Genomic DNA, 23,631 nt, shown 5'->3' with positions numbered 1-23,631 from the left:
GTGCGCCCTAAGGGGCCCACGGCCCCAGCATGTCCTTCATCGCGTCCGTCATCGCGGACTGCAGCAGCGGACCGTAGGTGATCCGGCCGACGCCGAGGCGGCGGAAGCGGTCGAGATCGTGCTTGACCGGATGGGCCGTGGAGTTCACCGGCACGGAGACGGCGGCGGTCACCGCCGCGAGCAGTACGTCGTTGTCCTGGATGCGCACCGGATAGACGCTGTCGGCGCCCGCCTGCTCAAGGGCCCTCAGTCGCTCGATCGCCTCGTCGAGAACGGCGGAGGCGTCCTCCGCGTGCACGAACAGGTCGGTGCGCCCGTTGATCCAGACCGGGACTCCCGCCTGGTCGGCCGCCGCACGCAGGCCGGCGACGTAGGCCGCGTGCTCCCGCGTGCTCCGTACGCGTCCGCCCTCCGAGTGGACGGTGTCCTCGATGTTGAGTCCGACGCCGCCGACCTCGACGAGACCGGCGACGAGATCCGCGGGCTGCTGCCCGTAGCCGGCCTCCAGGTCCACGGAGACGGGGACGTCGACCGCGGCGATGATCGGCGCGACAGCGGCGAGCACCTCCTCGAAGGTCTGCCCCTCCTGGTCCGCCGCCCCCCGGGAATCGGCGAGCGGATGGCTGCCGACCGTCAGCGCGGGGAACCCGGCGTCGGCCGCTGTCCGCGCCGACCAGACGTCCCAGACGGTCGGCAGGACGAGGGGCCTGTGCTCGGCGTGCAGTTGCTTGAGGCGTTGAGCTCGCTCAACGGTGGTACGAAGGTCCATGCCGAGCACGCTACCTTCCGCGACGCGCCGACAGGGCACGGCCGCCGGGGGCGCGAACGCGCGCGACGGTCCCGGATGTCCCTAGCTGGTGAACGATGCTCCGCGCAGAGGCTGTTGGGCTTCGGGAAGATCCTCTCCCGGGAGACTCGTACACGGAAGCGGCCCCGCACGTCGGCGGGGCCGCCGCTCACCGTCTCTTCGCTGAGCCGACGGGAGTGGGCGCCCCGGACCACTCGCGGCCCGGCACCCCCACCCGTCGGCGGGAGCCGCTCCACCGGGGAGGACGGCGGGACGGCTCCCCCGGGTCACGCGGTGTGCAGGGTCAGCCCGTACCGGTTGAGGATCTCGTTGACCGGCTGGTGCCAGGTCTCCCCGCCGCCGGAGCAGTTGCCCCAGCCGCCGGAGGTGACGCCCTGGGCCTGGTCGCCGCTGATGAACGAGCCGCCGGAGTCGCCCCCCTCGGCGCAGACGCTCGTCTTGGTCATCTGATGCACGGCGCCCTGGCTGTAGTTGACGGTCTCGTTCTTGGCGAGGACCCTGCCGCAGTGCCAGCGCGTGGTGGAGCCCGAGCGGCAGATGGAGGCGCCGACCGGCGCCTCGTTCGAGCCCCGGACCAGCTGGTCGGAGACGGTGCCCCAGCCGAGGACGACCGGCACGGTCCACCAGCCGTTGGCCACGTTCACCCAGGCGTAGTCATTACCGGGGAAGGACGAGCCCTGGAAGTTGCCGATGGCCGAGCCGTCCCAGCCGCGCACGGACTGGCCGGCGCCGCCGCAGTGCCCGGCGGTGACGAAGCCGCCGTGGACGGAGAAGCCGATCGAGCAGCGGACGTTACCCGTGTAGTACGGGTCGCCTCCGACCGTTCCCGCGGCGAAGGTCCGCGGCGCTTCGGCGGTCGTCTCCACGGTCACGGGTCCGGCCTCGCGGGCCTTGGCGACGAAGGACCGGACATCGTTGTCACGTCGCTCGGACGCGACGACGTTCACGACGACGCTGCTGGTCGCCGGGTCGACGTGCCAGCTGCTCACGCCGGACGGGGCGGACAGGGCGTCGATGCGGGCCTTCGCCGCGTCGAGCCGCTTCGCCGAGTGCTCGACGAGCCGGGCGTCGGCGCCGGCGGCCCGGACGGCCTCGGCCTTCTCGGTGTTCGTGACGGCGACGACCAGCTTGCCGGTCTTCGCGTCGAACCAGGACCCGCCGAAGGCGGAGCCCGCGGCGCGCTGCGCCTTCGGCTCCAGGGCGGTGGCCGCCTGCTCGTCGGCGAGCCTCTCGACGGCCTCTCCCTCGGTGAGGCCGAAGTCGCGCTGCATCGCGGTGAGCAGGGCCGCGGAAGCGGGGGCCTCCGCGGAGTCGACGGGGGCGGCGGAGGCGGACGACGGGCCGGCGGCGGCCCAGGCACCGAGGAGCAGGAGTGCGGACAGACCGGTCCGCAGCACGGTTGCGTGTCTCAAGGGAGTGACCTTCCTGTTGTTCCAGCGACGTGGGGTGGAACGGGAGGCGTCCGGGAGCGCATGCCCATCGTGTCGCTTGAGAGCGCTCTCAGATGTGCCGTTCCCGGACTGTAGCGGAGTTCGATAGTCAGGTCCATGCCAATGGGGACGATGGGTCGGAAGAGGTGTGCGCGAACGCCGCACACCGGGTTGAGTAGGCGTACTCATCCGGCCCGCAGGCACTCGTCCTACTGTCACAGGAACAGGGGACGGGGCCAGATGGAGGAGCTGATCATGACCGGATCACGCCGCAGACGGTGGAGAGCCGCGCTGACCGGCACGCTGGCGGGTTCACTGGTCGCGCTGGTGGGCGCGTGCGGAGTGGTCGACACCGATGACGACCGCCGGGCGGCGACGGAACTGGCCGAGAAGCACTTCCCCGGCCAGCTCCAGGCGATCGGGGCACACACGCTCTTCCCGGGCTCCGGCGGCTCGGAGGTCACGTTCGCGGTGACCGACGACCGCGACGCCGTGGTCCGGCTCCGCATCGACACGGACAGGGCGGACGAGGGCACGTGCGACCGCAAGGACTGCGCGGGCGCGCTGGCCGAGGCCATGAAGCGCGGACGGCAGCAGGCCGAGGACTTCCGGGCGCTCAAGGGCGCCTTCGACGCCTGCGGTTACGAGGTCGTCGCCCTGGGCCCGACCGGCACCCCGCCCTACGTCGTGGCCGAGCTGACGAACGCCACCGTCACGAAGGTGCTCGGCGAGATCGGGGAGTGCGTCCAGCGCTGGGTCACGGCGAGCGGGGCCGACAGCGCGTTGGCGAAGGCTCAGGGGTCGTACGTGAACCTGGTCTCCCCGTCCGTCGCCGACCGGCGTGACCGGGGCGAGGAGTCCGGGCCCACCGTGATGCGGCTGACCCGGTCGGGCCTCCGCGCCTCGCTCACCAAGCAGGCCTACTTCTCGGCGAGTTACGAGATCGAGGCGGGCCGGGTCGACACGACGGGCAGGGCCCGGGCGGTCCGCCCGCTCCGGGAGCGCCAGAAGTTCGGCGACACCGTGCAGAAGGCGGTGAAGGAGCAACTGCGCGCCACCTACCCCCGGGTGGTCGTGAGCACCTACCAGTGGATCTGGCGGCTGGAGCCGGGCCGCGTCGACCGGCAGACCGGCTACGTCCTGTTCTGCCCCGAGCCGGACGCGCGCGGGCGGTGCGTCGACAGCGACGACGCGGCCCTGGTGACCACGGACGAGCACGGCACTCCGGTGGAGAAGATCCGGCTCGTGCACGACGTACGCGAGGGCACCGGGATGCTGCGGCTGCCGCCGTACTGAGGACGGGGCGCCCCGGCCCCTGGCTGTTCGCTCTCGGTGCGGGCGAGGGCGGTTCCCCGCGGGCGTCGCCGGGTGTGTCGTGGGATCGTGGTGCCATGACCATCGCCGTTCGCCCGGCCTCGGTGTTCGAAGACGTTCGCGCCCTGGTCGGCCCGAAGTCACCGAAGGCCAACGTCTGTTGGTGCCTGAGCTACCGGATTCCGTCCCAGCTCAACACCGAGCTCCGAGGTCCGGCGCGCGGTGAGTACGCCGCCCGGCTGTGCCGTGCGGAGCCTCCGCCGGGGGTGCTCGCCTACGACGGCGACGAGCCGGTGGGCTGGGCAGCCGTGGCGCCGCGCTCGGACACCTCCTTCGCCCGCAGCCGGAAGATCCCGTACGTCGACGACCTGCCGGTCTGGTCCCTGTGGTGCATCCGGGTCCGCCCCGGTCACCGCGGCAAGGGGATCTCGCACGAGCTGATCGCCGGTGCGGCCGAGTTCGCCCGCGCCCACGGTGCGCCGGCGGTCGAGGCGTACCCGCTCGACAGCGGTGACGCCAAGGTCGATCCGACGATGGCCTACCCCGGTATCCGGAGGAACTTCGAGCGCGCCGGGTTCACCCACGCCGCCGACACCACCTCGGTACTGGCCGGACATCCCCGCGTCCTGATGCGGCTCGACCTGCGCGGATAGCGGCGACCGTCACCCCGGCGGCATCCACGGCCGCAGCTTCTCGGGGTTGCGGACCACCCAGATCCGGGCGACGCGGCCGTCGGTCACGTCGAACGAGGCCACGGTCAGGACGACACCGCCCCGCAGCGCCACCAGGCCCGGCGCACCGTTGACCGACCGTGCCTGGAGTTCCAGCCCCGGGGCCCGGTCGGCGATGGCGACCATGTACGAGGCGATGCGCGCGTCTCCTTCGATCGGGCGCAGGGCGGCACCGACCAGACCGCCGCCGTCGGCGGTCATCACGGCGGACGGGTCGAGGAGGTCGACGAGGGCCGCGATGTCCTTGTTCTCCCAAGCCTCCTTGACTCGCCGCACCACCTCGGTCCGCGCGTCCGCCGCCACCGGAGTCCGGGCGTCGGGCACCCGTCGCCGGGCGGAGGACGCGAGCTGCTTGCAGGCGGCGGGGGTCCGGCCGAGTACGCCGGCGATCTCCGCGAAGGGGTAGCGGAAGACGTCGTGCAGGACGAACGAGACACGCTCGGCGGGGGTCATCGTCTCCAGGACCACGAGGAAGGCCATGGTCACCGACTCGTCCAGGACCATCCGGTCCGCGAGGTCGGATCCCCGGCCGCCGCCGCGCTCGACGGGGTCGGGCAGGGGATCGGGCAGCCACGCGCCGACGTAGCGTTCACGCCGGACCCGCGCCGAGCCGAGCACGTCCAGGCAGATACGGCCGGTCACGGTCGTCAGCCAGGCGCCGGGCGACACGATCTCGTCCCGCCGGCCTGGCGGCAGTGCGTACCAGCGCGCGAAGGCCTCCTGCACGGCGTCCTCGGACTCCGCGAGCGATCCGAGCAACCGGTAGGCCACATTGATCAGTCGGCCGCGCTCACCGGCCGTCGCCTCGGCGCCCGCCCCCGCCGCCCCCATGCTCCGGCCCCCTTCGCCTTACCTTTCGCCGGCCCGTGTCGTCGGGTTGGTGAGACCTTATCGATCGACTGCCCACGGGCGGAAAAGGGGCGTGGCATGGCCACTCCGATGCCGGCACGGCGCGCGTTCTCGTTCCTTCGGATCGCGATCGCCCTGCAGACTCTGACGATCTTCCTTCAAGCGGTCTCCTCCGGACTGCTGATGACCTCGTCCTACGGGGAGACGCTGCACAGCGTCGGTGCGCGCGTGATGTACGGGGCGTCGATGCTGTACGTACTCGCGGCGGTACTGGCCTGGAAGCCGGGCGGTGGCTCGCCCCGGCCCGTCCTGCACGCGTCGGGCTTCCTGGTCCTGGCCTCCGTCCAGGTCGCGGTCGGCATCGCGCACCTTCCGTCGGTCCATCTACCCCTGGGAGTCCTGATGTTCGGGCTGAGCCTGCTCGCCCTGGCCAGGCGCTGAGGTCCGCCGCCGCGAGGCACGGGCAGCTGCGGCCAGGTCCGGTCCGTGTCCGCGATGCAGTCACCCCGGCGGATAAATGTCGACTACAGCTATCCTCCGTGCGGCAGACGCGGTACTCATCGACGCGAAGGGGCCGGACGACGGCATGGACGGGAACACCGGCACCAGCCACGGGCGTATCGTCGCCGCCCTCGACGGCGTGAGCATGCGCCGCCACACGACGGGCCAGGTCATCCTGGACGACGTCGGCTGGACCGTCCGGGCGGGCGAGCACTGGGCGCTGCTCGGCCCCAACGGGGCGGGCAAGACCAGCGTCCTGCGGCTCGTCGGCGCCACCGCCTTCCCCACCACCGGCACGGTCGACGTCCTCGGCCACCGGCTCGGCCGCGTCGACGTGCGGGAGCTGCGCACCAGCATCGGCCATGTCTCCACCTCCCAGCGCGTCCCGGGGGACCTCACCGGCCACACCATCGTCCTCACCGGCCACTCCGGTACCGTCCAGCCGCTGTGGAAGTCGTACGACGACGAAGTGCGCGAGCGTGCCCACGGGCTGCTCGCCGAACTCCATGTCAAGGAGCTCGCCGACCGCCCGTACGGCGTCTGTTCGGGCGGCCAGCGCGCCCGGATCCTCATCGCCCGCGCCCTCATGGCGGATCCGGCGCTGTTGCTGCTCGACGAGCCGTTCAACGCACTCGATCTGCCCTCGCGCGAGGACCTTGTCGACACCATGCGTCATCTCGCCGTGAACCGGCCTGAGTTGTCGACGGTGACGGTCACGCACCACGTGGAGGAGCTCTCCCCGGCGATCGGTCACGCCCTGCTCCTGCGTGAGGGGCGTGTCCTCGCGGCGGGGGCGGTCGAGGACGTCCTCACGCAGGAGCGCATGACCGCCTGCTTCGGCCGCCCCATCGAGGTGTCACGGCACGCGGGCCGCTGGCTGGCCCGCTCGGGCGGCTTCGGGTAGACGGGGCCCGTCCCGACCCGGTGCACGGGTGAGTCCGGCCCCGGGCCCGCGTCGGCGGGGCCCGCCACTGCCAGGACGGCTGTCGCACGCGGGCCCGGGCATCAGGCTGCCCAGCCGGACGAGGGCTGAGGGGGCCGGGCCGCTGGGAGCCGGGCCGCTGGGGGCAGGAGCCTCAGGGCGCCAGCGACGGCAGTCCGGCCGTACGCCACAGATCACGGAAGCCGTGCCCCGCCGCCCCGGCGGATTCTTCCGCAGCCGTACGCCAGTCCCGTACCGTCGCCCCGCTCCCGGCGGGCCCGTCGAGGGGGGCCCAGCCCGGGTCTCCGTGGGCGGCGAACCCGGCCCAGGCACGGGTCATGCGCCGGGAGAGTTCCTCGTCGGCCGGGCCGGGCGGGCCGCCGACGAGGAAGTGGACGCTCTCCTCGTGGAGGTTGCCGAAGGCGAACGGAATATCCGCGCAGTGCCAGGCGCGTACCCGCCGCCCCGCACGGTCCCGGCGGCGGTCGAAGCGGGCGAGGAAGGCCCGGCCGCCGGCCAGGGCGTGGGCCTCGGCGAGGCGGGTGCTGTATTCGGCGAACAGGAGGCCGGAGCGGAGGGTCAGGTAGACATCCAGAACCGGCGCGTCCGGCAGGAGCTCCCGGTGGCCCTCGACGAGCGACGCCGGGAGTCCGAAGTCGGCTGCGAAGACCGCCAGTCGCTCCTTCGATGTGACCTTCGCGCTGCTGCCGACCGCGTCCAGGAGCCAGTACTCCTCCGTGGTGTGGCAGACCAGCAGCTCCACCGCGCCGCCCGCTCCGGCCGCCAGTGCCTCCAACGGGTCGGCGGTCAGGAGGACGCCGTCGGCGACCGGGCCGAAGATCGCCGGGTCGTAGTGGCGCCGCCCCGAGCCGGGGTCCTGTGCGTACCGCTCGCAGACCCGGTCCGTCGCGGCCACGAGCGCCTCGGGCGGGGCGGCGAGCAGCCCGGCGCGCGTGGCGGGCACCCCGGCCGCCGCAGCGACCTCGGCGGTGGTGCGGGCCGCCTGCTCCACGGTGGCGAAGGCGTTGACGGCGCTGTGGAGGGCGGCGCGGTGGAAGAGGCCGCGCGCCCGGTCGGCCACCGTCAGACAGGCCACGGAGGTGGCGCCCGACGACTGTCCGGCCAGGGTGACCCGGTCGGGCGAGCCGCCGAACGCGGAGATATTGTCCCGGACCCATTCCAGGGCGGCGATCTGGTCGAGGAGGCCACGGTTCCCGGGGAAGGCCGTGGCGCCGCTGTCGGCGGCGGGCCCTGGCACGCCGCCGACGACATCCGGAGGTTCCGGCACCTGGCCGAACCCCTCGAAGCCGAGGCGGCTGTTGAGGGTGACGACCACGAGCCCTCGGCCCGCCAGCGCGGTGCCGTCGAAGTCGGGCTGGGCCGAGGAGCCGAAGACGTACGCGCCGCCGTGGATCCAGACCAGCACGGGCAGGTCGCCCGGTCCGTCGGCGGGCGTCCAGATGTTGAGCGTGAGGATGTCCTCGTCACCGGGCGACCAGCCCGGCGCGCCCGGCAGTTCGGCCGACTGTGGGGCCACCGGCCCGAAGGCGGTGCACTCCCGCACGCCGTCCCAGGGCTCCGCCGGCTGCGGCTCCCGGAACCGGAGGGCGCCGAACGGCGGTGCCGCGTAGGGAAGTCCGAGTACGGCGACGATGGCGTGGTCCCGGGCGGCGCGTCGCCCCCGTACCCTCCCGGACTTCGTCGTGAAGACGTCCACGGCTCCCACTCCCCCGTCGCTGCCCCGTCCGGCGCTCTGCGCGGCCGGGCCATCATGCCGGACCCCGGGCGCCACCACCACCGGATTGATCTTGGCCCGGTCACCCGGTCACCCGGTCACCCGGTCACCCCCGGTATGCCGGTCACCCCGTCTCCCGGTCACCCGGTCTCCCACTCTCCCGCCCGCCTGCGTACACCTCTGCCCGCCTCGGCATCGGCCCGACCGCGGCTCCGCCCGCTTGTGCGCCGGCCCGCCTATCCGGCGATCAGTTCGCGCACGGTGGCCATGTCGCTGAACGGCAGCAGTTCGCCCCGGATGCTCTGGTGCGGTTCGCTGCCCTTGCCCGCGATGAGCACGATGTCGGCCGGCCCCGCCTCCGCGAGCGCCGCGGCGATGGCCAGGCGGCGGTCGGTGATCCGCTCGAACGGCGTTCCGGTCGAGGCGATGCCGGGGGCGATCTCGTCGAGGATGGCCTCGGGGTCCTCGTAGCGGGGATTGTCGGAGGTGAGGAAGCACAGGTCGGAGTGGTCGCCCGCGATGGCGCCCATCTCGGCGCGCTTGGTGGTGTCGCGGTCGCCGCCGCAGCCGAAGACGGTGATGACGCGGGCCCGGGCGAAGCCCCGGATCGTGGTGAGGACCTTGCTGAGGGAGTCCGGCGAGTGGGCGTAGTCCACGATCACCGAGGCGCCACTGGAGGTGTGGAGGCGTTCGAAGCGGCCGGGGATCTGCGGCATCCGCTCCAGCGCGTCGACAAGCCCGGCCAGACCGTGGCCGAGGAGGTGGCAGGCCGCTACCGTGGCCAGCGCGTTGGAGACCGAGAACCGGCCGGGCGAGGGGATCGCCGCTGGGTACTTGCGGCCGTCGTGGTGCAGCGTGAACCGGGTGCCCGAGGCGTCCACGGTGAGATCGCTCGCGCGGTAGTCCGCGTCGCCGTCCAGCGCGTACGTGGTCACGGCGTCGGGCATCAGGTCCCGGATCCCGGCGCCCACCGGGTCGTCGGCGTTGACCACGGCGCGCCGGCACAGCCCCTGGAAGAGGCGGAGCTTGGCGTCCCGGTAGTTCTCCATGGTGCCGTGGTCGTCGAGGTGATCCTGGGTCAGGTTCGTGAAGACGCCGACGTCGATGAACGTACGGTCCAGCCGGTGCGTCAGCAGCCCCATCGAGGTGGCCTCCAGGACGACGCTGCCGGTGGCGCGGTCACGCATGTGCCCCAGCAGATACTGCAGATCGGGCGATTCCGGGGTGGTGAGCACGGAAGGGGGCATCGGGATGGGCTCGTCCCCGATGCGGCTGCCCGCGGTGCCGATCACTCCGACCCGGGCCCCCTCGGCGATCCGCAGCACCGACTCGGTCATGTACGAGACGGAGGTCTTGCCGTTGGTGCCGGTGATGGCGATCAGGTCCATCGCCCGGCCCGGTTCGCCGAAGTAGCGCGAGGCGAGGACCGCCGCGGCCCTGCGGACGTCGGGGACGCGTACGGCGCACACGTCGCCCAGTGCCGCGGGCAGCGGCGGCGCCTGTTCGTCGACGAGTACGGCGACAGCGCCTCGGGCGACCGCCGGGGCGACGGCTTCCGGGCCGCCGGCGGTGTGGCCGGGCACGGCGGCGTAAACGGAGCCGGGGGTGACCCGGTCCGCGTCGAACGTCGCTCCGGCGGTGACGTCCGTCCGGGCCGGGGTTCCCCGCAGCACGTGATGGTCCTGCCCGGCCATGAGGTCGCTCAGCTTCACGATGATCCCTTCGAGTGCGGCGCCGTCCGGCTGGTGCGGCCGTCGCCGGGAAGCGGCACGGGCGGGTGCGCCGTGGGCCGCGTGGTGCTGTGGAGCCGCTCGTGACTCTCGCGTCCGGCGAGCGTTGGAGGCGACGGTGAGCTCCGGCGCTCAGCGGGCCGGAGTGGTGGTGTGCTGGTGCGGTGGGTGTGCGGGCGCGGTGGGTGTGCTGGTGCGGGTGAGGAGGCGGCGGGCCGGGGCGGTTATGCCGGGGGCCGGGGATGCCGGGCGCTGCTGTCGGGAACCGCCGCGTGGACCGCTAGCCGTGGCCGTGCAGTGCCGTACGGCCCGTTCCGGGCGCCGCGTCCGCGGGCGCCGGGGGCACAGCCGCGCGGGTGGCGGCCGGGGGCAGCGCGGAGGCGGCCCGGTGCGGGCGTGTCCTCGGTTCGGCGCTGAGTCCCATGGGCCGAGTGTACGTGCGGTGGGAAGGACCCCGGTCCGCCGCCGGGTCCTCCGTCGGCCGGGGACGGCCGGGGACGGACAGGGGTGGCTGGGGACGGCCGGGGACGGACAGGGATGGCTGGGGACGGCCGGGGACGGACAGGGAAGGCCGGGCACGGACAGGGAAGGCCCCGGGTGGGGCCCGGCCCCCGGGGGCGCGGCGAACGGGCCACGACCTGCGTACGGACCGGGCCGCGAGGCCCGTCACCGGCCCCTACAGGGCCTGGATCCGATCTTCCCTTTGCGGCGGGAGCGGGACCGGAGTGGAATTGCGTACAGGGGACAGTGGTATTCGGTACTCCCGGAGGAAAGGACGCGCCATGAGCGACACCGACTGGGGGGACGACGTCTACCAGCCCCAGGAACCCGAGGCCTCCGATCCCGACGAGCAGCTCGACGCCGGGGACACGCTCATGGATCCGTCCGGAACCGGCGATCCGTTGGACGAGGGCTACGCTCCGCCGGACCGCCCCTGGGCCGTCGACGGCCTCGGCACCACGGCCAACGAGCGGCACACCGGCGAGTCCCTCGAAGCGCGGCTGACCAGGGAAGTTCCTGAGCCGGACGGTTCCGCCGGCGACGGCGTGGGCGATCTGGTGGACGGCGAAGGCGAGCCGTGGGACGACGAGGTCGGCGTCGCCCGCGCGGGACGGCTGACCCAGCAGGCGGACGGAAGCGTCCCGGCCACCCTCACCGCCAGCGACGTGGGCATCGACGGGGCGGCGGCGTCGGCCGAGGAGGCCGCGATGCATGTGATCCCCGAGCCGGGGGACGACGAGGCGCTCCTGGAGGCCGGTCCGGCGCCCGGAACCGGCCCCTCCACCGGTGGCGGGGCCGCCTCGCCCACGCCCTGAGCTGGCCGTCCGCGAGCGCCCGACCCTGAGCGCGGCTGTTCCCGGGCCCGTAGCCCCCCTGCCCGAAGCACACCACGCGGCCCCGAACGCACCAGCGCCTCCACACACTCGGAACGTGCCTCCGAACGTACGTAACGCATGGAACGCATGGAACGCACCGACGTACTCGGACCTCCAGGAGCGCCGTGATCGCCACCGCCGCCACCCAGGGCGTCCCCCACCCCGGCCTTCGCCGCCACCCTCGCCTCCTACGACTCGCTGCGCGCCGAACGCCTCCCCGCCGTCCTCACCCAGGGCCAGCGCGACTACTTCGGTGCACACACCTATCACCGCACCGACCGCGACGGCATGTTCCACACCCTCTGGAGCGACGACAGGACCGAGGTGGAGAGCTGACACGCCTGCCCGAAGCCGATGCCGTCGGCGCGGCCGGTGACGCACTCCCGTCCGTCGGCCTCGGCATCCCCTCTACGGGCACCGGTGACCTGCGCGCACGCCCGGGGACGTCGTGAGGGGGGCACGCGGGGGCCGCCCCCGTATCCGAAGCGTCCGGCGCGATCGCGTCCCCGGCGTGCTCCCCCGGCCGGGCGCCCCCGGCGTGCGGTCGGGGACGGGACGTGGGTTAGTGGCTGCGAGCCCTGTTCACCGTGGTCCGCGACCGCCGACCGTTCACCACCGGCGATCCACGCCGTCCGTACACCGTCGTAGTGGAGTGCGCGCATGCCCGACGCCGTCCCCGATCCCGTCTCCGTCCAGCCCGTGGTGGCGCCGTTGACCAGCGCGGCGCTGTTCCTGGTCGGCACGATCGAGCCGGGCGGCGAGAGCGCGGTGCTGGACGTGCTGCCGGATCTCGCGGCCGTCGCCCGGTCGCTCGGCTTCCGCTACCCGGACGCCGGTCTCGCCTGCGTCGCGGGCTTCGGCTCCAGCGCCTGGGACCGGCTGTTCGCCGGGCCGCGCCCGGCTCACCTCCACCCGTTCCCGGAGCTGCGAGGCCCTCTCCATCATGCCCCGGCGACCCCCGGCGACGTACTGCTGCACATCCGGGCCGAGCGGATGGACGTCTGCTACGCGTGGGCGGCCCAGCTGCTCGACAAGCTCGGCGGAGCGCTGCGGATCGTGGACGAGACGCACGGCTTCCGCTATCTGGACCACCGGGACCTGCTCGGCTTCGTGGACGGTACGGAGAACCCGGTGGGCGACGACGCCCGCTCGGCGGCGCTCGTCGGGGCGGAGGACGACCCGGAGTTCGAGGGCGGCAGCTACGTCGTCGTACAGAAGTACCTGCACGACCTGACGTCCTGGAACGCCCTCTCCGTGGAGGAGCAGGAACGCGTCATCGGCCGCACCAAGGTGGACGACGTGGAGTTCCCCGACGACGAGAAGCCCGCCGACTCCCACCTCGCGCTCAACACGATCACCGACCCGGACGGCACCGAACGGGACATCCTGCGGGCGAACATGCCGTTCGGGAGCTTCGGGAAGGGCGAGTTCGGTACGTACTTCATCGGGTACGCCGCCGATCCCGACGTGACCGAGCGGATGCTCCGCAACATGTTCCTGGGCGATCCGCCCGGGACGCACGACCGCATCCTCGACTTCTCCACGGCGGTCACCGGTTCCCTCTTCTTCGCCCCCCGCGCCGACTTCCTCGACGCTCCGCCGCCCCCGCCCGTCCTGACCCGCGCCGGGGACCGGCCGGAACCGGTGCCCGCACCGGTCCGGCAGGGACCTCTCGCGGCCGGGGCGGACCACGGTTCGCTGCGCATCGGCAGCCTGCAAGAAAGCGCCCAGTGATGAACAACCTGCATCGCGAACTCGCGCCGGTCACCCCGTCGGCCTGGGACGAGATCGAGGAGGAGGCCCGGCGCACCTTCCGCCGCCATGTCGCGGGCCGCCGTGTCGTCGACGTGTCCGATCCGGCGGGTCCGACACTGGCCGCCGTGGGCGACGGCCATCTGCACGACATCGATCCGCCCACCCCGGACGTGGTGGCCCGGGCCCGGACATCGATGCCGGTCATCGAGTGGCGGGTGCCGTTCACCGTGACCCGCCAGGCCGTGGACGACGTGGAGCGCGGCTCCGCCGACAGCGACTGGCAGCCTGTCAAGGACGCGGCGCGCACCTGCGCGTTCGCCGAGGACATGGCGGTCATCGACGGTTACGGGGCGGCCGGGATCACCGGCCTGCGGGACGGCTCCTCCCATGATCCCCTCCCGCTGCCCGCCGACGCGCGGGACTATCCGGTGGCGGTCAGCCAGGCCGTGACGCGGCTGCGGCTGGCCGGTGTGGACGGACCGTACCGGCTGCTGCTCGGTGCGGACGCGTTCACCGAGGCCGCCGAGACCTCGGACCACGGGTATCCGGTCAAGACACACCTGAGCCGCCTGGTGGACGACGAGATCCTGTGGGCGCCCGCGGTCAAGGGCGGGGTGCTCCTGTCCACCCGGGGCGGAGACTTCGAGCTCTGTCTCGGCCAGGACCTGTCGATCGGCTACGCGGACCACGACGCCACGAGCATCCACCTCTACTTCCAGCAGGCCTTCACCTTCCGGATGCTGACGCCGGAGGCCGTGGTCGGCCTGATCGCCTGATCCCGGGGGCGCTCACCGGCGCGTGCCCGGGCGACCGAGCGCCCCCGTTCCGCCGAAGACCTGGGGGCAGCCATCAGGGACTCTGGCCGTATGACGCAGACGACTTCCGCGCACCACGAGGGCGGCACGGCACCGCCGGCCGCCCGCTTCGACACCGTCGTCCGGGCGGCCGTCGGGCAGGGGCTGCTGGGCGAGGGCAGCCCGGTCGCCGGTTTCATCGACACGGAGGGCGTGTGCGCCTCCGTCGGCGACCTGCACGACGCCTTCGCCGCCACGCCCGAGGTGCTGCACACCTTCGCGGCCAAGGCCTGCTCCCTCGTCCCGGTGCTGCGGCTGCTCGCCGACTGCGGCATGGGGTGCGAGGTGGCGAGCCCCGGTGAACTGCGGCTGGCCGTGGAGGCCGGGTTCGCCGCGTCCCGTGTCGTCCTGGACTCCCCCGCCAAGACCCGCGAGGAGATCCGGCTGGCGCTCGCCCTCGGCGTCGCCGTCAACGCCGACAGCCTCGACGAACTGCGCCGCATCGACGCGCTTCGCCACCCGGGCAGCGCCTCGGTCCTCGGGCTGCGGGTCAACCCCCAGGTGGGCGGTGGTTCCATCGGGCCGATGAGCACGGCGACCGACACCTCGAAGTTCGGGGTCGCGCTGCGCGACCCGGGGGCCCGCGAGGCGATCGTGGGGGCCTTCCGGGAGCGACCGTGGCTGACCCGGCTGCACGCCCATGTGGGCTCCCAGGGCTGCCCGTTGGAGCTGATCGCGGCCGGGGTGGCACGGACGTACGAGCTGGCCGAGGAGATCAACGCGACGCTGGGCGTCCGACAGGTCACCAGCCTGGACATCGGCGGCGGCCTCCCGGTCAATTTCGCCGACGAGACCGTACACCCCCGCTACGCGGACTACGTGGCGGCACTCACGGCGGCCGCCCCCGGCCTCTTCTCCGGCCGCTACTCCCTGGTCACGGAGTTCGGCCGCTCACTGCTGGCGAAGAACGGCTTCATCGGGGCCCGGGTGGAGTACACGAAGGATGCCGGGGGCCGCCGGATCGCGCTCACCCACGCGGGAGCGCAGACCGCCACCCGTACCGTGCTCATGCCCGACGCCTGGCCGTTGCGGATCGGTGCGTTCGGCCCGGACGGCACGCCCAAGACCGGGCCGTCGCTGGCGCAGGACATCGCGGGACCGTGCTGCTTCGCGGGAGACGTGGTGGCGTACGGCAGGGAGCTGCCGAAACTGGCCGAGGACGATGTCGTCGTGCTGTACGACACGGGGGCTTACTACTTCTCCACCCCGTGGGCGTACAACAGCCTGCCCCGTCCCGCGGTGTACGGCTTCCGGGCGGCGGCAGGACCGGCGCACGGTTCGGGCCACGACGGACAGGTGACGTTCGTGACGGTGCGGGACGCGCAGTCGCTGGACGACATCGCGGCGGAGAGCGGTCTCGCGCACGCGGACGCGCTGATCGAACGAGGCATCTGAACGGGCGGGGAGAGGGAGCGGGCGGGCCCGGTACGGCCGAGGCCGGCCGGCCAGGACGGAACGGCCGGCCGGCCGCCGGTCACGTCCCGGCGGGCTGCGGCTCGGGCTCCGGATCCGGCACGGGGTCCGGGCCGGGCGCGGGCGGCTGAGGGATCGGGTCCGGCGCTGGCCCGGGCGGCACCGGCCCGGGGCCCGGCGGCACGGGCGGCGGGCTGGGTACCGGAGTGGGCGGGCCCGGTACGGGCGGAGGCGTCGGCGAGGGCGGTACGGGGTCGGGGTACGGGTGGGTCATCGCGATCCTCCACAACGGCACGAAATGGACAGATGGAGCTTTCCTCCACCGTCTCCCGGAGCGGCTGCCCGCGCCTGCCGAGTCCACACATCCACCTGGCGACCGCGGCGCGAGCCGGTGTGTGCCGGTGTGTGCCGGTGTGTGCCGGACCGCCCGGAGTGGGCAGGACTCCGGCAAGCTGCCCGGACCTGGCTGGACCCGTCCGGATCCGCGACCGGCGCCGTCGACGCGAAAGGTGTCCCTCATGCCCCTGCCGAGTGTTCTAGCCGTCCACGCCCATCCGGACGACGAGTCCCTTTTCTGCGGAGGCGTCCTCGCTCAGCACGCGGCCGACGGCGCCCGGACCGCGGTGGTCACAGCGACCTGGGCGGAGGGCACGCACCGGGCCGCCGAGCTCGCCGAGGCCCTCGACACCCTGGGCGCGGGCGCCCCACGGCTGCTCGGCTACGCGGACGCCCGTGTGCCGGAGTCGGCCCCTGGCCGGCCCCGGTTCCTCGACGCGCCGCTGGACGAGGCCGTGGAGGCCGTCGTCGGCCACATCCGTGACGTCCGGCCGGAGATCGTGATCACGGTGGACGCCTACGGAGGCATGACCGGCCACCCGGACCACGTGCACGCCCACCGGATCACCGCGCTGGCGGTCCGGGCCGCCGGCCTCCCCCGTTTCTGTCCGGGGTCCGGTGATCCGTGGCAGCCGAGCGCCCTCTACCTCGCCACGCACCCCCGCTCGGCTGCTGTTCCGGTGGGCGGGCGGCTGGCCCGGCCGGGAACCCCGGCCGACGCGCTGTACTGCTCGGAGGACGCGTGGATCACCACGACCGTCGACGTCGGCCCCTGGCTTCCGCGGAAACTGGCCGCGATCCTCGCGCACCGCAGCGAGGTGGACCGCGGAGCGGCGCCCGGCCGGATCGCCTCTCTCGCTGCGCCTGTTCAGCGCGAGGTGCTGGGGACCGAGTGGTACATCCGCCGGGACCTCGCGCCCCGGAACGGATCGGCCACGGCGCTTACCGCGTGACGGGAAGCGTGGGGGGGGAAGCGTGGGGGAACGGCGGCCGGAGGACCGCTCCGAACGCCGTCCGCCAAACCCACACCGGTCTCAGGATTCCGGTCTCAGATCTCCGGTCTCAGATCTCCGGTCTCCGGTCTCCGGTCTCAGAACAGCTCGGGGTGGTTCCTGAGCTGCCGCTCCGCCTCCTGGACGAGTTCGGCCGAGGCTTCGGACGCCTCGTCGGGGTGACGCTGCGCCCACTTCGCCGCGTACGGGCAGATCGGAACGACGGGAACGCCCTCGCGGGCGGCCATGGTGTAGAACTCCCGGACCAGCGCCCCCGCGACGCCCTTGCCCTCGTGCTCGGGCCGGACGACGGTGTGTACGGCCACCAGCGCCCCGGGGGCCGGGTCCATGACGAAGTACGCGATGCTCCCGGTCGGCTCGCCATCCTCGTACGCCACGAGACTGCCGTGCTCCCGGTCGTCCCTGATCTCCACAGCTGCCTTCTCGGCCATGACTCCTGCCTCCTCGTTCGTGACCCTGGACGTCGCTCGCCCCGGAAACACGGACGGCGACCTCAACCGCCGGCGACGACGACGGCCTGCGGGCTCCGCTCCGTACGGGTCCCGGGAACCGGCGCCGAGGCGTCGGCTCCGAGCGCCACGATCCGGTTCTCCGCGTCCACGTGCACGACGCGCGGCACGAGGGCACGGGCCTCGGCATCGTCGACCTGTGCGTAGCTGATCAGGATGACCAGGTTGCCGGGGTGCACGAGGTGTGCGGCCGCACCGTTGATCCCGATGACACCGGAGCCGCGCTCGCCCTCGATGACGTACGTCTCCAGGCGGGCGCCGTTGTCGATGTCAACGATATGGACCAGCTCACCGGGGAGCAGGTCGGCGGCCTCCATCAGGGCGGCGTCGATCGTCACGGAACCGACGTAGTGCAGATCGGCCTGGGTGACGGTGGCCCGGTGGATCTTGGACTTGAACAGAGTGCGCAGCATCTTGGACTCCTCTGAGACGGCTCCCTGCCTGCTTTGTGCAGGTCAAGGGCAGTCTCGACTGTACACCGGCACCTGCCGGACGATGTTTGTGAGGAACATCGCTCCGATCTGGCGAGGCGGCTTCCTACCTGGGCTTTCGCGCTGTCACCGACGCCTGTTCAGGCAATCCTCGGGGAACACCTGGCGACTCATGCTGACCGGATGCTGACCTGCCGAGTACGTCGGCACCGACCACGTCTTCTGCTGAACGGCCCCGCGTCGAGGCGTTCTCCGGCGTGGACGAGGAGGTCTTCCGCCTGGCCGGCCACGGCGCGGGATGACGCTGCCGATGTCCACGTCGAAGCCGGTCAGCACGGTCAGCTCGGCGGTGATCGCGTCGGTCAGTTCGAGCGAGCGCAGGGTGTGCGGCATGGTACGGGCGGCGTCCGCTATCACCGCGGCGTCCTTGGCGTCGGTCTTGGCCTCGCCGGGGTAGAGATCCGCAGTCCGGCGCATGGCCAGGCCGGGCAGGTAGGCGACGCGGCAGTCTGCGTCGCGGGCGACGGCCAGGGGCAGGGCGCCGATGGAGGCGGGCTGGTCCACGATCACCAGAACGGTGCCGAACTTCGCGGTCAGCTTGTCGAAAACGGCCCGCAGCTTGGGTTCGCTGTTGGGCAGCGGCTTGTCGAAGACCTTCTGCCCGCGGGGGTCAGTCCGTGGCCGTGGTGGGCGCACTCGCCCGCGTCCAGGCCCAGGAACACGCCGGCGTCGTCGATTTCGAACATGCTGCCCTTCCAGCGGTGTTGATGGTGCCGGCCTCGGCTCGGGTGTCGTGCTCGCGCATCCACGTCATGCAGACCTGCCGCCCGCGAACTGCCCGGCATTGCGCCGGACCGGACGGTGGCCGGGGTCTCTCATCAGCGTCTCCGACGGCACCCCTCGGACCCGGCGACACCACCCCACGTCATGCCTTCGACAGAGGGGACACAGTCATACCGGGCCCGGAGGCCAGCGGCCCTCTTGCGGGACCGCGAAAAGGATGACGGGAAGACTCGGCCATCCGCGCGGAGGACCGCGGAGACCGCATGGACGTACGTGAGCGAGCGGCGGCGGGCGCTTCGGCGTCGCGCCCGGCCGCCGTCACCGGCCCGATCTCGCGGCCGGTTTCGCCGGCGCCGCCCTCCGCGACGCCGACGAATTCGAGAGGCCGCTCAGCTGGGGAGAGCCCACTTCTGGTTGGCGCCGGTGTGGCAGGTCCACAGGTGGAGCTTGGTGCCGTCGGCAGAGGAGACACCGGACGCGTCCAGGCACTTCCCCGACTGCGGGTTCTTCAACGTGCCGTCGGTCTGCGGCACCCATTTCTGCGCACCGGTGTTGTTGCAGCCGTAGAGCTGCACCTTGGTGCCGTCGGCTGTGCCGCTGCCGCTGACGTCCATGCACTTGCCCAGGGCGCGCAGGGTGCTGTCCGTGCCGATCGTCCACTTCTGGGCGGCACTCTGGTTGCACGTCCACAGCTGGATCTGTGTGCCGTCGGCGCTCGCCCCGTCGGCGACGTCGACGCACTTGCCGCCGATGCCGGTGACGGCGCCTTCCCGTGGGCCGGGCGAGCCCCCGAGTTCCTTGATCCGGATGTTGCGGAAGGAGACGTCGTCGCCGTCGCCGTGGTTCTGCAGGCCGACGTGGCCCTGCTGGAGGCTGCGGGCAGGGTCGGTGTTGGTGAAGTCGTTGATCTTCTGACCGTTGAGGAAGAGCTGGAGGCGCTCACCCTCGACCCGGATCTCGTAGGTGTTCCACTCCCCCGGCGGGTTCAGGGCCGCGTCCCGGGCGGTGAGGTCGGCGGACTTGTAGCCGTAGACGGCGCCGGTGGTGCGGTCGGGTGAGTCGGTCGCGTCGATCTGGATCTCGTACCCGTTGTTGACGGCCGACCAGGGGTCGTCGGAGGCGGGGAAGCCCACGAAGACACCGGAGTTGTCGTCTCCGGCCTGGCGCCAGTCGAGCTTCAGCGAGTAGGACCCGTACTCCTTCGCCTGGTACCAGAACAGGCCGAGGCCGCCCCGGGAGGTCAGGGTGTTGTCGGCGTTGGCGAAGGAGCCCGGGCCTGCCTGCTTCCAGCCAGTGGTGCCCGAGGAGCCGAAGAGCGTGGTGTAGCCGGTCTCCGGACGGCAGTCGGCCTCCGTCATCTCCGCGGCCCAGCGGATGCCGCCGAGCAGGTGCCGGCGGAAGGCGGGGTCGGCGTAGGAGTCCTCGGTGTGGCCGCCGCCGGTGTAGAAGGCGCGCCCTCCCGCGTAGTCCTTGCACCAGGCGATGGGGTGGTCGCCGCCCATGGTGCCGCCGCTGTAGGTCGATTCGTCGAGCGAGGCGAGGACGTGGGCCGAACTGCGGGGATTGGTGCGGTAGTCGTACCACTCGTCGGTCCGCTGCCAGGTGGAGCCGAGGTGTGCGGTGGCGTCGTGGGCGCGGTCCTCCACCTTCACGGTGGCCGGCTGGATGTGCGGGTGGGACTTGAACAGGGCGCCGGCCAGACCGCCGTACCAGGTCCAGTCGTACTCGGTGTCGGCCGCCGCGTGGATGCCGACGTAGCCGCCGCCTGCCCCGATGTACCCCTCGAAAGCGTTCTGCTGGGCGGTGTTGAGGACGTCGCCCGTGGTGGAGAGGAAGACGACGGCCTCGTAACCGGCCAGGTTGGCGGGGGTGAAGGCGGTGGCGTCCTCGGTCGCGGTGACGGTGAAGTTGTTGGCGGTGCCCAGCTGGCGCAGGGCGGCGACGCCTTCGTCGATGGAGGAGTGGCGGAAGCCGGCGGTCTTGGAGAAGACCAGCACGTCGTACGCCGGGTCGGCGGCGGCCGACGCGCGGGCAGGGGTGGCGGCTGCCGCGCGGGCGGGGGCGGCCGGCCCCGGTTCGGAGGCCGTGGAGACCGCCGCGGGCAGGGCCGCGGCGCCGAGCAGGCCGCAGGCGACCCAGCAGGCGAGACGGGTGAGTCGTCGGCTCATGACAGGGTCCACTTCTGGTTGGCGCCGGTGTGGCAGGTCCACAGATGGAGCTTCGTGCCGTCCGCCGAGGAGGCCCCGGCAGCGTCCAGGCACTTGCCGGAGGCCGTGTTCCTCAACGTTCCGTCGGCCTGGGCCACCCACTTCTGCGCGCCCGTGCCGTTGCATCCGTACAGCTGGATCTTCGTGCCGTCCGCCGTACCGGCACCGCTGACGTCCAGGCACTTGCCGAGCGCCCGGTACGTGTCGTCCGTGCCGGCCGTCCACTTCTGCGCGGCCGTCTGGTTGCACGTCCACAGCTGGATCTGCGTGCCGTCCGCGCTCGCTCCCCCGGCGGCCTCGGCGCACTTGCCGCCGATGCCCTTGAGGTCGCGGCCGGCCGGGTTGGTCTGACCGGTGGTGAAGGTGAAGTCGTCCAGGTCGAAGAGCGAGCCGCTGCCGCCCTTGAAGACGAGGTAGAGCGTGGTGGTGGCGGCCGGACGGTCGGTCAGGTCGGCGCTCACGTCGCGGAAGGTCTCCCAGCCGCCGGTGACCGGGACCGCGGCCGAGCCGAGCAGCGTGCCGGTGGGTGAGCCGGCCCGTACTTCCAGCGTGCCTCCCGCACCGCCGGAGGACACCCGAGCGGTCACTGCGGTGGCGTTGCCGAGGCGGTACGGGGTGAAGGAGATCCAGTCGCCGTTGTCGATGTGGCCGACGGTCCTGCCGCCGTTCGCCGCGGCCTTGTCGACGATCTGGATGCCGGAGGATCCGCCGAAGTGCTCGGCCTGGCGTTTGCTGCCCTGGCTGATGTTCTGGTCGTGCGTGGTCAGGGCGGGCTGGCCGTTCGCTCCCTTGTCGGTGTACTCGGCGTCCCAGACGCCGAAGATGTTCGCGTTGGGGTCGTGCTCACCGTCGGCGATGGTCTGTACGGTGCCGGAGCAGCCGGTGGCGGAGGTCTGCGGGTGACCGTGGCTGTCGTGACCGATGATGAAGGTGACCTTCACCTTCGAGCAGTCGATGGTGCCGTCCTCGGGGTCGGTGACGGTGACCTTGAAGGGTACGGCGGCGCCCGGGTCGATGATCGAGCCGTCGGCGGGCAGGTCGAGGGTGACGGTGGGCGCGGTGTTGCCGACGGTGATGAGGACGGAGGCGGTGGCGGTGTTGCCGGTGCCGTCGGAGACGGTCAGTTCGGCGGTGTAGCGGCCGTTGACGGTGTAGGTGTGGGAGGGGTTCGCGGCCGTGGAGGTGGACCCGTCACCGAACTTCCAGGCGTACGTGAGCGGGTCGCCGTCGGGGTCGGAGGTCCCGGCCGAGGAGAACGCCACCGCGAGCGGGGCCTGACCCGAGGTGCGGTCGGCGCCGGCCTTGGCGAGCGGGGCCCGCCCGTCGGTGACGTACTCGATGCGGTAGACCGCGCTGTTGGCGTCCCCGTTGAAGTAGCCGGTGCCGTAGTCGAGGACGTACAGCGCGCCGTCCGGGCCGAAGGCCATGTCCATGACCTGGGTGCCCTGCCACGGGAACGCGTTGATCGACTGTACGGTGCCGTCGGAGCCCTGCTCGATGCGCTTGATCCACTTTCGGCCGAACTCACCGGCGAAGTAGTCCCCGTCGAAGCTCTGCGGGAACTTGACCGTGGAGGCCGACCCCGCGTCGTAGCGGTAGACGGGTCCGCCCATGGGTGACTCCGAGCCGCTGCCGAACTCGGGGACGGAGCCCCCGTCGTACGGTATCCAGGCGGGCTGGGCCGGGGGGAGGTCGGTCAGTCCCGTGTTGTTCGGCGAGGTGTTCTTCGGCGCCGAGCAGGAGAAGGCGGAGCCGGACGTCGAGGTGGCGAAGTTGTAGTCGACGTAGGCGCTGTTCTTGCCGGTGCAGTAGGGCCAGCCGAAGTTGCCGGCCTTGGTGATCCGGTTGAACTCGACCTGTCCGGCGGGTCCGCGTCCCGCGTTCGCCGTGCCCGCGTCGGGGCCGTAGTCGCCGAGGTAGACGGTGCCGGTGGGCTTGTCGACGCTCATCCGGAAGGGGTTGCGGAAGCCCATGGCGTAGATCTCCGGCCTGGTCTTCGCGGTCCCGGGGGCGAAGAGGTTGCCGGACGGGATGGTGTAGCTCCCGTCGGCGCCGACCTTGATCCGCAGCACCTTGCCGCGCAGGTCGTTGGTGTTGCCGGAGGAACGCTGCGCGTCGTACGCGGGGTTGCGGTTGGCGCGCTCGTCGATGGGGGTGTAGCCGTCGGACGCGAAGGGGTTGCTGTCGTCGCCGGTGGAGAGGTACAGGTTGCCCTGGGCGTCGAAGTCGATGTCACCGCCGACGTGGCAGCACAGTCCGCGGCTCGCGGGGACGTCCAGCACCTTCTTCTCGCTGGCGGTGTCGAGCGTGCCGTCGGCCCTGAGGACGAACCGCGAGAGCCGGTTGACTCCGTCGAAGGGGGCGAAGTCCGTGGCGGAGCCGGTGGCGGGTGCGTCGCCGGAGGGGGTGGCCAGCTTCGGCGCGTAGTAGAGGTAGACGAACCGGTTGGCGGTGAAACCGGGGTCCACGCCCACGCCTTGGAGGCCTTCCTCGTCGTGCGAGTAGACGTCCAGTTTCCCGGCGACCTTGGTGGTGCCGGCGGCGTCCGTGACGCGCAGGGTGCCGTCCCGCGAGGTGTGCAGCACGGACCTGTCGGGCAGGACGGCGAGCGTCATGGGCTCACCGGTCTCGGCCACGCCCTTGGCGAGGGTGACTTGCTGGAACTCGTCGGCCGCGGCCGCCGCCAGGGGCGGGGGTGCCGCGTCGGCGGGTCTCTGCTGGGCGGTGAGAGCACCCGCGGCGGCGAGCAGGGTGCAGGCCAGCGCCGCGAGAGGTCGAAAAATTCTCCTGTGCACGCGCGTCCTCCGTGTGGTGACGGGGTTGGGGTTCTGGAGCACAGGCGCACGCCGTCGCGCCGGGCGACTCGGGGGTCCCGGAGGGGGAGCCATCCTCGTCGTTCGTACAGGGCAGGAAGGTATTCGCTTTTCCACGCAC

At 72.4% G+C, this 23,631-nt stretch carries 19 protein-coding genes and 2 pseudogenes; 10 read left to right on the top strand and 11 right to left on the bottom strand.

Annotation, left to right across the window (positions count from 1 at the left end; genetic code table 11):
• Positions 1-7: 7 nt before the first annotated feature.
• Together ACH4KB_RS13650 and ACH4KB_RS13645 are read right to left on the bottom strand one after the other, a co-directional pair.
• Positions 8-769 carry an isocitrate lyase/phosphoenolpyruvate mutase family protein gene (locus tag ACH4KB_RS13650; RefSeq protein ID WP_398066147.1) on the bottom strand — a complete coding sequence of 254 codons (762 nt, stop codon included), beginning with the start codon at positions 767-769 and terminating at the stop codon, positions 8-10.
• Positions 770-1,074: 305 nt separating this feature from the next.
• Positions 1,075-2,220, bottom strand: a complete 1,146-nt coding sequence (locus tag ACH4KB_RS13645; RefSeq protein WP_398066146.1) for a S1 family peptidase — start codon at positions 2,218-2,220, stop codon at positions 1,075-1,077.
• Between the two features lie 273 nt (positions 2,221-2,493).
• On the opposite strand from ACH4KB_RS13645, the gene ACH4KB_RS13640 reads away from it, so the two are divergent.
• Both ACH4KB_RS13640 and ACH4KB_RS13635 read left to right on the top strand, forming a co-directional pair.
• Positions 2,494-3,534, top strand: a complete 1,041-nt coding sequence (locus ACH4KB_RS13640) for an SCO7460 family lipoprotein (RefSeq protein ID WP_398066145.1) — start codon at positions 2,494-2,496, stop codon at positions 3,532-3,534.
• 95 nt (positions 3,535-3,629) lie between these two features.
• On the top strand, positions 3,630-4,205 hold the full coding sequence (locus ACH4KB_RS13635) for a GNAT family N-acetyltransferase (RefSeq protein WP_398066144.1): 576 nt from the start codon (positions 3,630-3,632) through the stop codon (positions 4,203-4,205).
• A gap of 9 nt (positions 4,206-4,214) precedes the next feature.
• Here ACH4KB_RS13635 and sigJ read toward each other — a convergent pair whose 3' ends face one another.
• On the bottom strand, positions 4,215-5,114 hold the full coding sequence (sigJ, locus tag ACH4KB_RS13630) for an RNA polymerase sigma factor SigJ (RefSeq protein ID WP_398066143.1): 900 nt from the start codon (positions 5,112-5,114) through the stop codon (positions 4,215-4,217).
• A gap of 96 nt (positions 5,115-5,210) precedes the next feature.
• On the opposite strand from sigJ, the gene ACH4KB_RS13625 reads away from it, so the two are divergent.
• Both ACH4KB_RS13625 and ACH4KB_RS13620 read left to right on the top strand, forming a co-directional pair.
• Positions 5,211-5,573, top strand: coding sequence for a hypothetical protein (locus ACH4KB_RS13625; RefSeq protein WP_398066142.1), 363 nt, complete (start codon positions 5,211-5,213; stop codon positions 5,571-5,573).
• A 145-nt stretch (positions 5,574-5,718) separates the two neighbouring features.
• On the top strand, positions 5,719-6,537 hold the full coding sequence (locus tag ACH4KB_RS13620) for an ABC transporter ATP-binding protein (RefSeq protein ID WP_398066529.1): 819 nt from the start codon (positions 5,719-5,721) through the stop codon (positions 6,535-6,537).
• Positions 6,538-6,709: 172 nt separating this feature from the next.
• Here the strand turns inward: ACH4KB_RS13620 and ACH4KB_RS13615 are convergent, their stop codons facing one another.
• From ACH4KB_RS13615 to ACH4KB_RS13605, 3 genes are all read right to left on the bottom strand, one after another.
• Entirely contained in the window at positions 6,710-8,272 is a 1,563-nt protein-coding gene (locus ACH4KB_RS13615; RefSeq protein ID WP_398066141.1) for a carboxylesterase/lipase family protein, read from the bottom strand.
• Positions 8,273-8,526: 254 nt separating this feature from the next.
• Positions 8,527-10,002 (bottom strand): UDP-N-acetylmuramoyl-L-alanyl-D-glutamate--2,6-diaminopimelate ligase, encoded by a 1,476-nt coding sequence (locus ACH4KB_RS13610; protein ID WP_398066140.1) that lies wholly within the window; start codon positions 10,000-10,002, stop codon positions 8,527-8,529.
• A 298-nt stretch (positions 10,003-10,300) separates the two neighbouring features.
• Positions 10,301-10,444: a hypothetical protein gene (locus ACH4KB_RS13605; RefSeq protein WP_398066139.1), complete on the bottom strand. Its 144-nt coding sequence runs from the start codon at positions 10,442-10,444 to the stop codon at positions 10,301-10,303.
• Between the two features lie 358 nt (positions 10,445-10,802).
• Here ACH4KB_RS13605 and ACH4KB_RS13600 point away from each other — a divergent pair, with 358 nt between their 5' ends.
• The 6 genes and pseudogenes from ACH4KB_RS13600 to ACH4KB_RS13575 all read left to right on the top strand — a co-directional run bounded on the left by ACH4KB_RS13600 (position 10,803) and on the right by ACH4KB_RS13575 (position 16,707).
• On the top strand, positions 10,803-11,336 hold the full coding sequence (locus ACH4KB_RS13600) for a DUF5709 domain-containing protein (RefSeq protein ID WP_398066138.1): 534 nt from the start codon (positions 10,803-10,805) through the stop codon (positions 11,334-11,336).
• Positions 11,337-11,521: 185 nt separating this feature from the next.
• Positions 11,522-11,732 (top strand): annotated as a pseudogene (locus ACH4KB_RS13595) (NADP-dependent phosphogluconate dehydrogenase); the annotation flags it as partial.
• A 324-nt stretch (positions 11,733-12,056) separates the two neighbouring features.
• A complete protein-coding gene (locus ACH4KB_RS13590; protein WP_398066137.1) occupies positions 12,057-13,130 on the top strand; it encodes a Dyp-type peroxidase in 1,074 nt (357 codons plus the stop codon).
• Positions 13,130-13,927: a family 1 encapsulin nanocompartment shell protein gene (locus ACH4KB_RS13585; protein WP_398066136.1), complete on the top strand. Its 798-nt coding sequence runs from the start codon at positions 13,130-13,132 to the stop codon at positions 13,925-13,927. Before ACH4KB_RS13590 ends, ACH4KB_RS13585 begins: the two co-directional genes overlap by 1 nt.
• A 90-nt stretch (positions 13,928-14,017) precedes the next feature.
• Complete coding sequence (locus tag ACH4KB_RS13580; RefSeq protein ID WP_398066135.1) at positions 14,018-15,400, top strand: diaminopimelate decarboxylase; 1,383 nt, start codon at positions 14,018-14,020, stop codon at positions 15,398-15,400.
• A gap of 536 nt (positions 15,401-15,936) precedes the next feature.
• Positions 15,937-16,707: a PIG-L family deacetylase gene (locus tag ACH4KB_RS13575; protein WP_398066134.1), complete on the top strand. Its 771-nt coding sequence runs from the start codon at positions 15,937-15,939 to the stop codon at positions 16,705-16,707.
• 137 nt (positions 16,708-16,844) lie between these two features.
• Here ACH4KB_RS13575 and ACH4KB_RS13570 read toward each other — a convergent pair whose 3' ends face one another.
• The 5 genes and pseudogenes from ACH4KB_RS13570 to ACH4KB_RS13550 all read right to left on the bottom strand — a co-directional run bounded on the left by ACH4KB_RS13570 (position 16,845) and on the right by ACH4KB_RS13550 (position 23,492).
• Positions 16,845-17,198 carry a GNAT family N-acetyltransferase gene (locus ACH4KB_RS13570; RefSeq protein WP_398066133.1) on the bottom strand — a complete coding sequence of 118 codons (354 nt, stop codon included), beginning with the start codon at positions 17,196-17,198 and terminating at the stop codon, positions 16,845-16,847.
• Between the two features lie 62 nt (positions 17,199-17,260).
• Positions 17,261-17,689 carry an aspartate 1-decarboxylase gene (gene panD / locus ACH4KB_RS13565; protein WP_398066132.1) on the bottom strand — a complete coding sequence of 143 codons (429 nt, stop codon included), beginning with the start codon at positions 17,687-17,689 and terminating at the stop codon, positions 17,261-17,263.
• Between the two features lie 309 nt (positions 17,690-17,998).
• A pseudogene (locus tag ACH4KB_RS13560) lies at positions 17,999-18,453 on the bottom strand (IS110 family transposase); the annotation flags it as partial.
• 426 nt (positions 18,454-18,879) lie between these two features.
• A complete protein-coding gene (locus ACH4KB_RS13555; RefSeq protein ID WP_398066131.1) occupies positions 18,880-20,658 on the bottom strand; it encodes a ThuA domain-containing protein in 1,779 nt (592 codons plus the stop codon).
• Complete coding sequence (locus ACH4KB_RS13550) at positions 20,655-23,492, bottom strand: PQQ-dependent sugar dehydrogenase (RefSeq protein ID WP_398066130.1); 2,838 nt, start codon at positions 23,490-23,492, stop codon at positions 20,655-20,657. The genes ACH4KB_RS13555 and ACH4KB_RS13550 overlap by 4 nt, the downstream gene beginning before the upstream one ends.
• Positions 23,493-23,631: the final 139 nt, after the last annotated feature.

Origin of the sequence: Streptomyces sp. NPDC017520 (assembly GCF_044329855.1) — a bacterium.
Lineage (GTDB): Bacteria > Actinomycetota > Actinomycetes > Streptomycetales > Streptomycetaceae > Streptomyces.
Note: the sequence above shows the minus strand (reverse complement) of the source record. Positions and strands in the feature narration are given on the sequence as shown.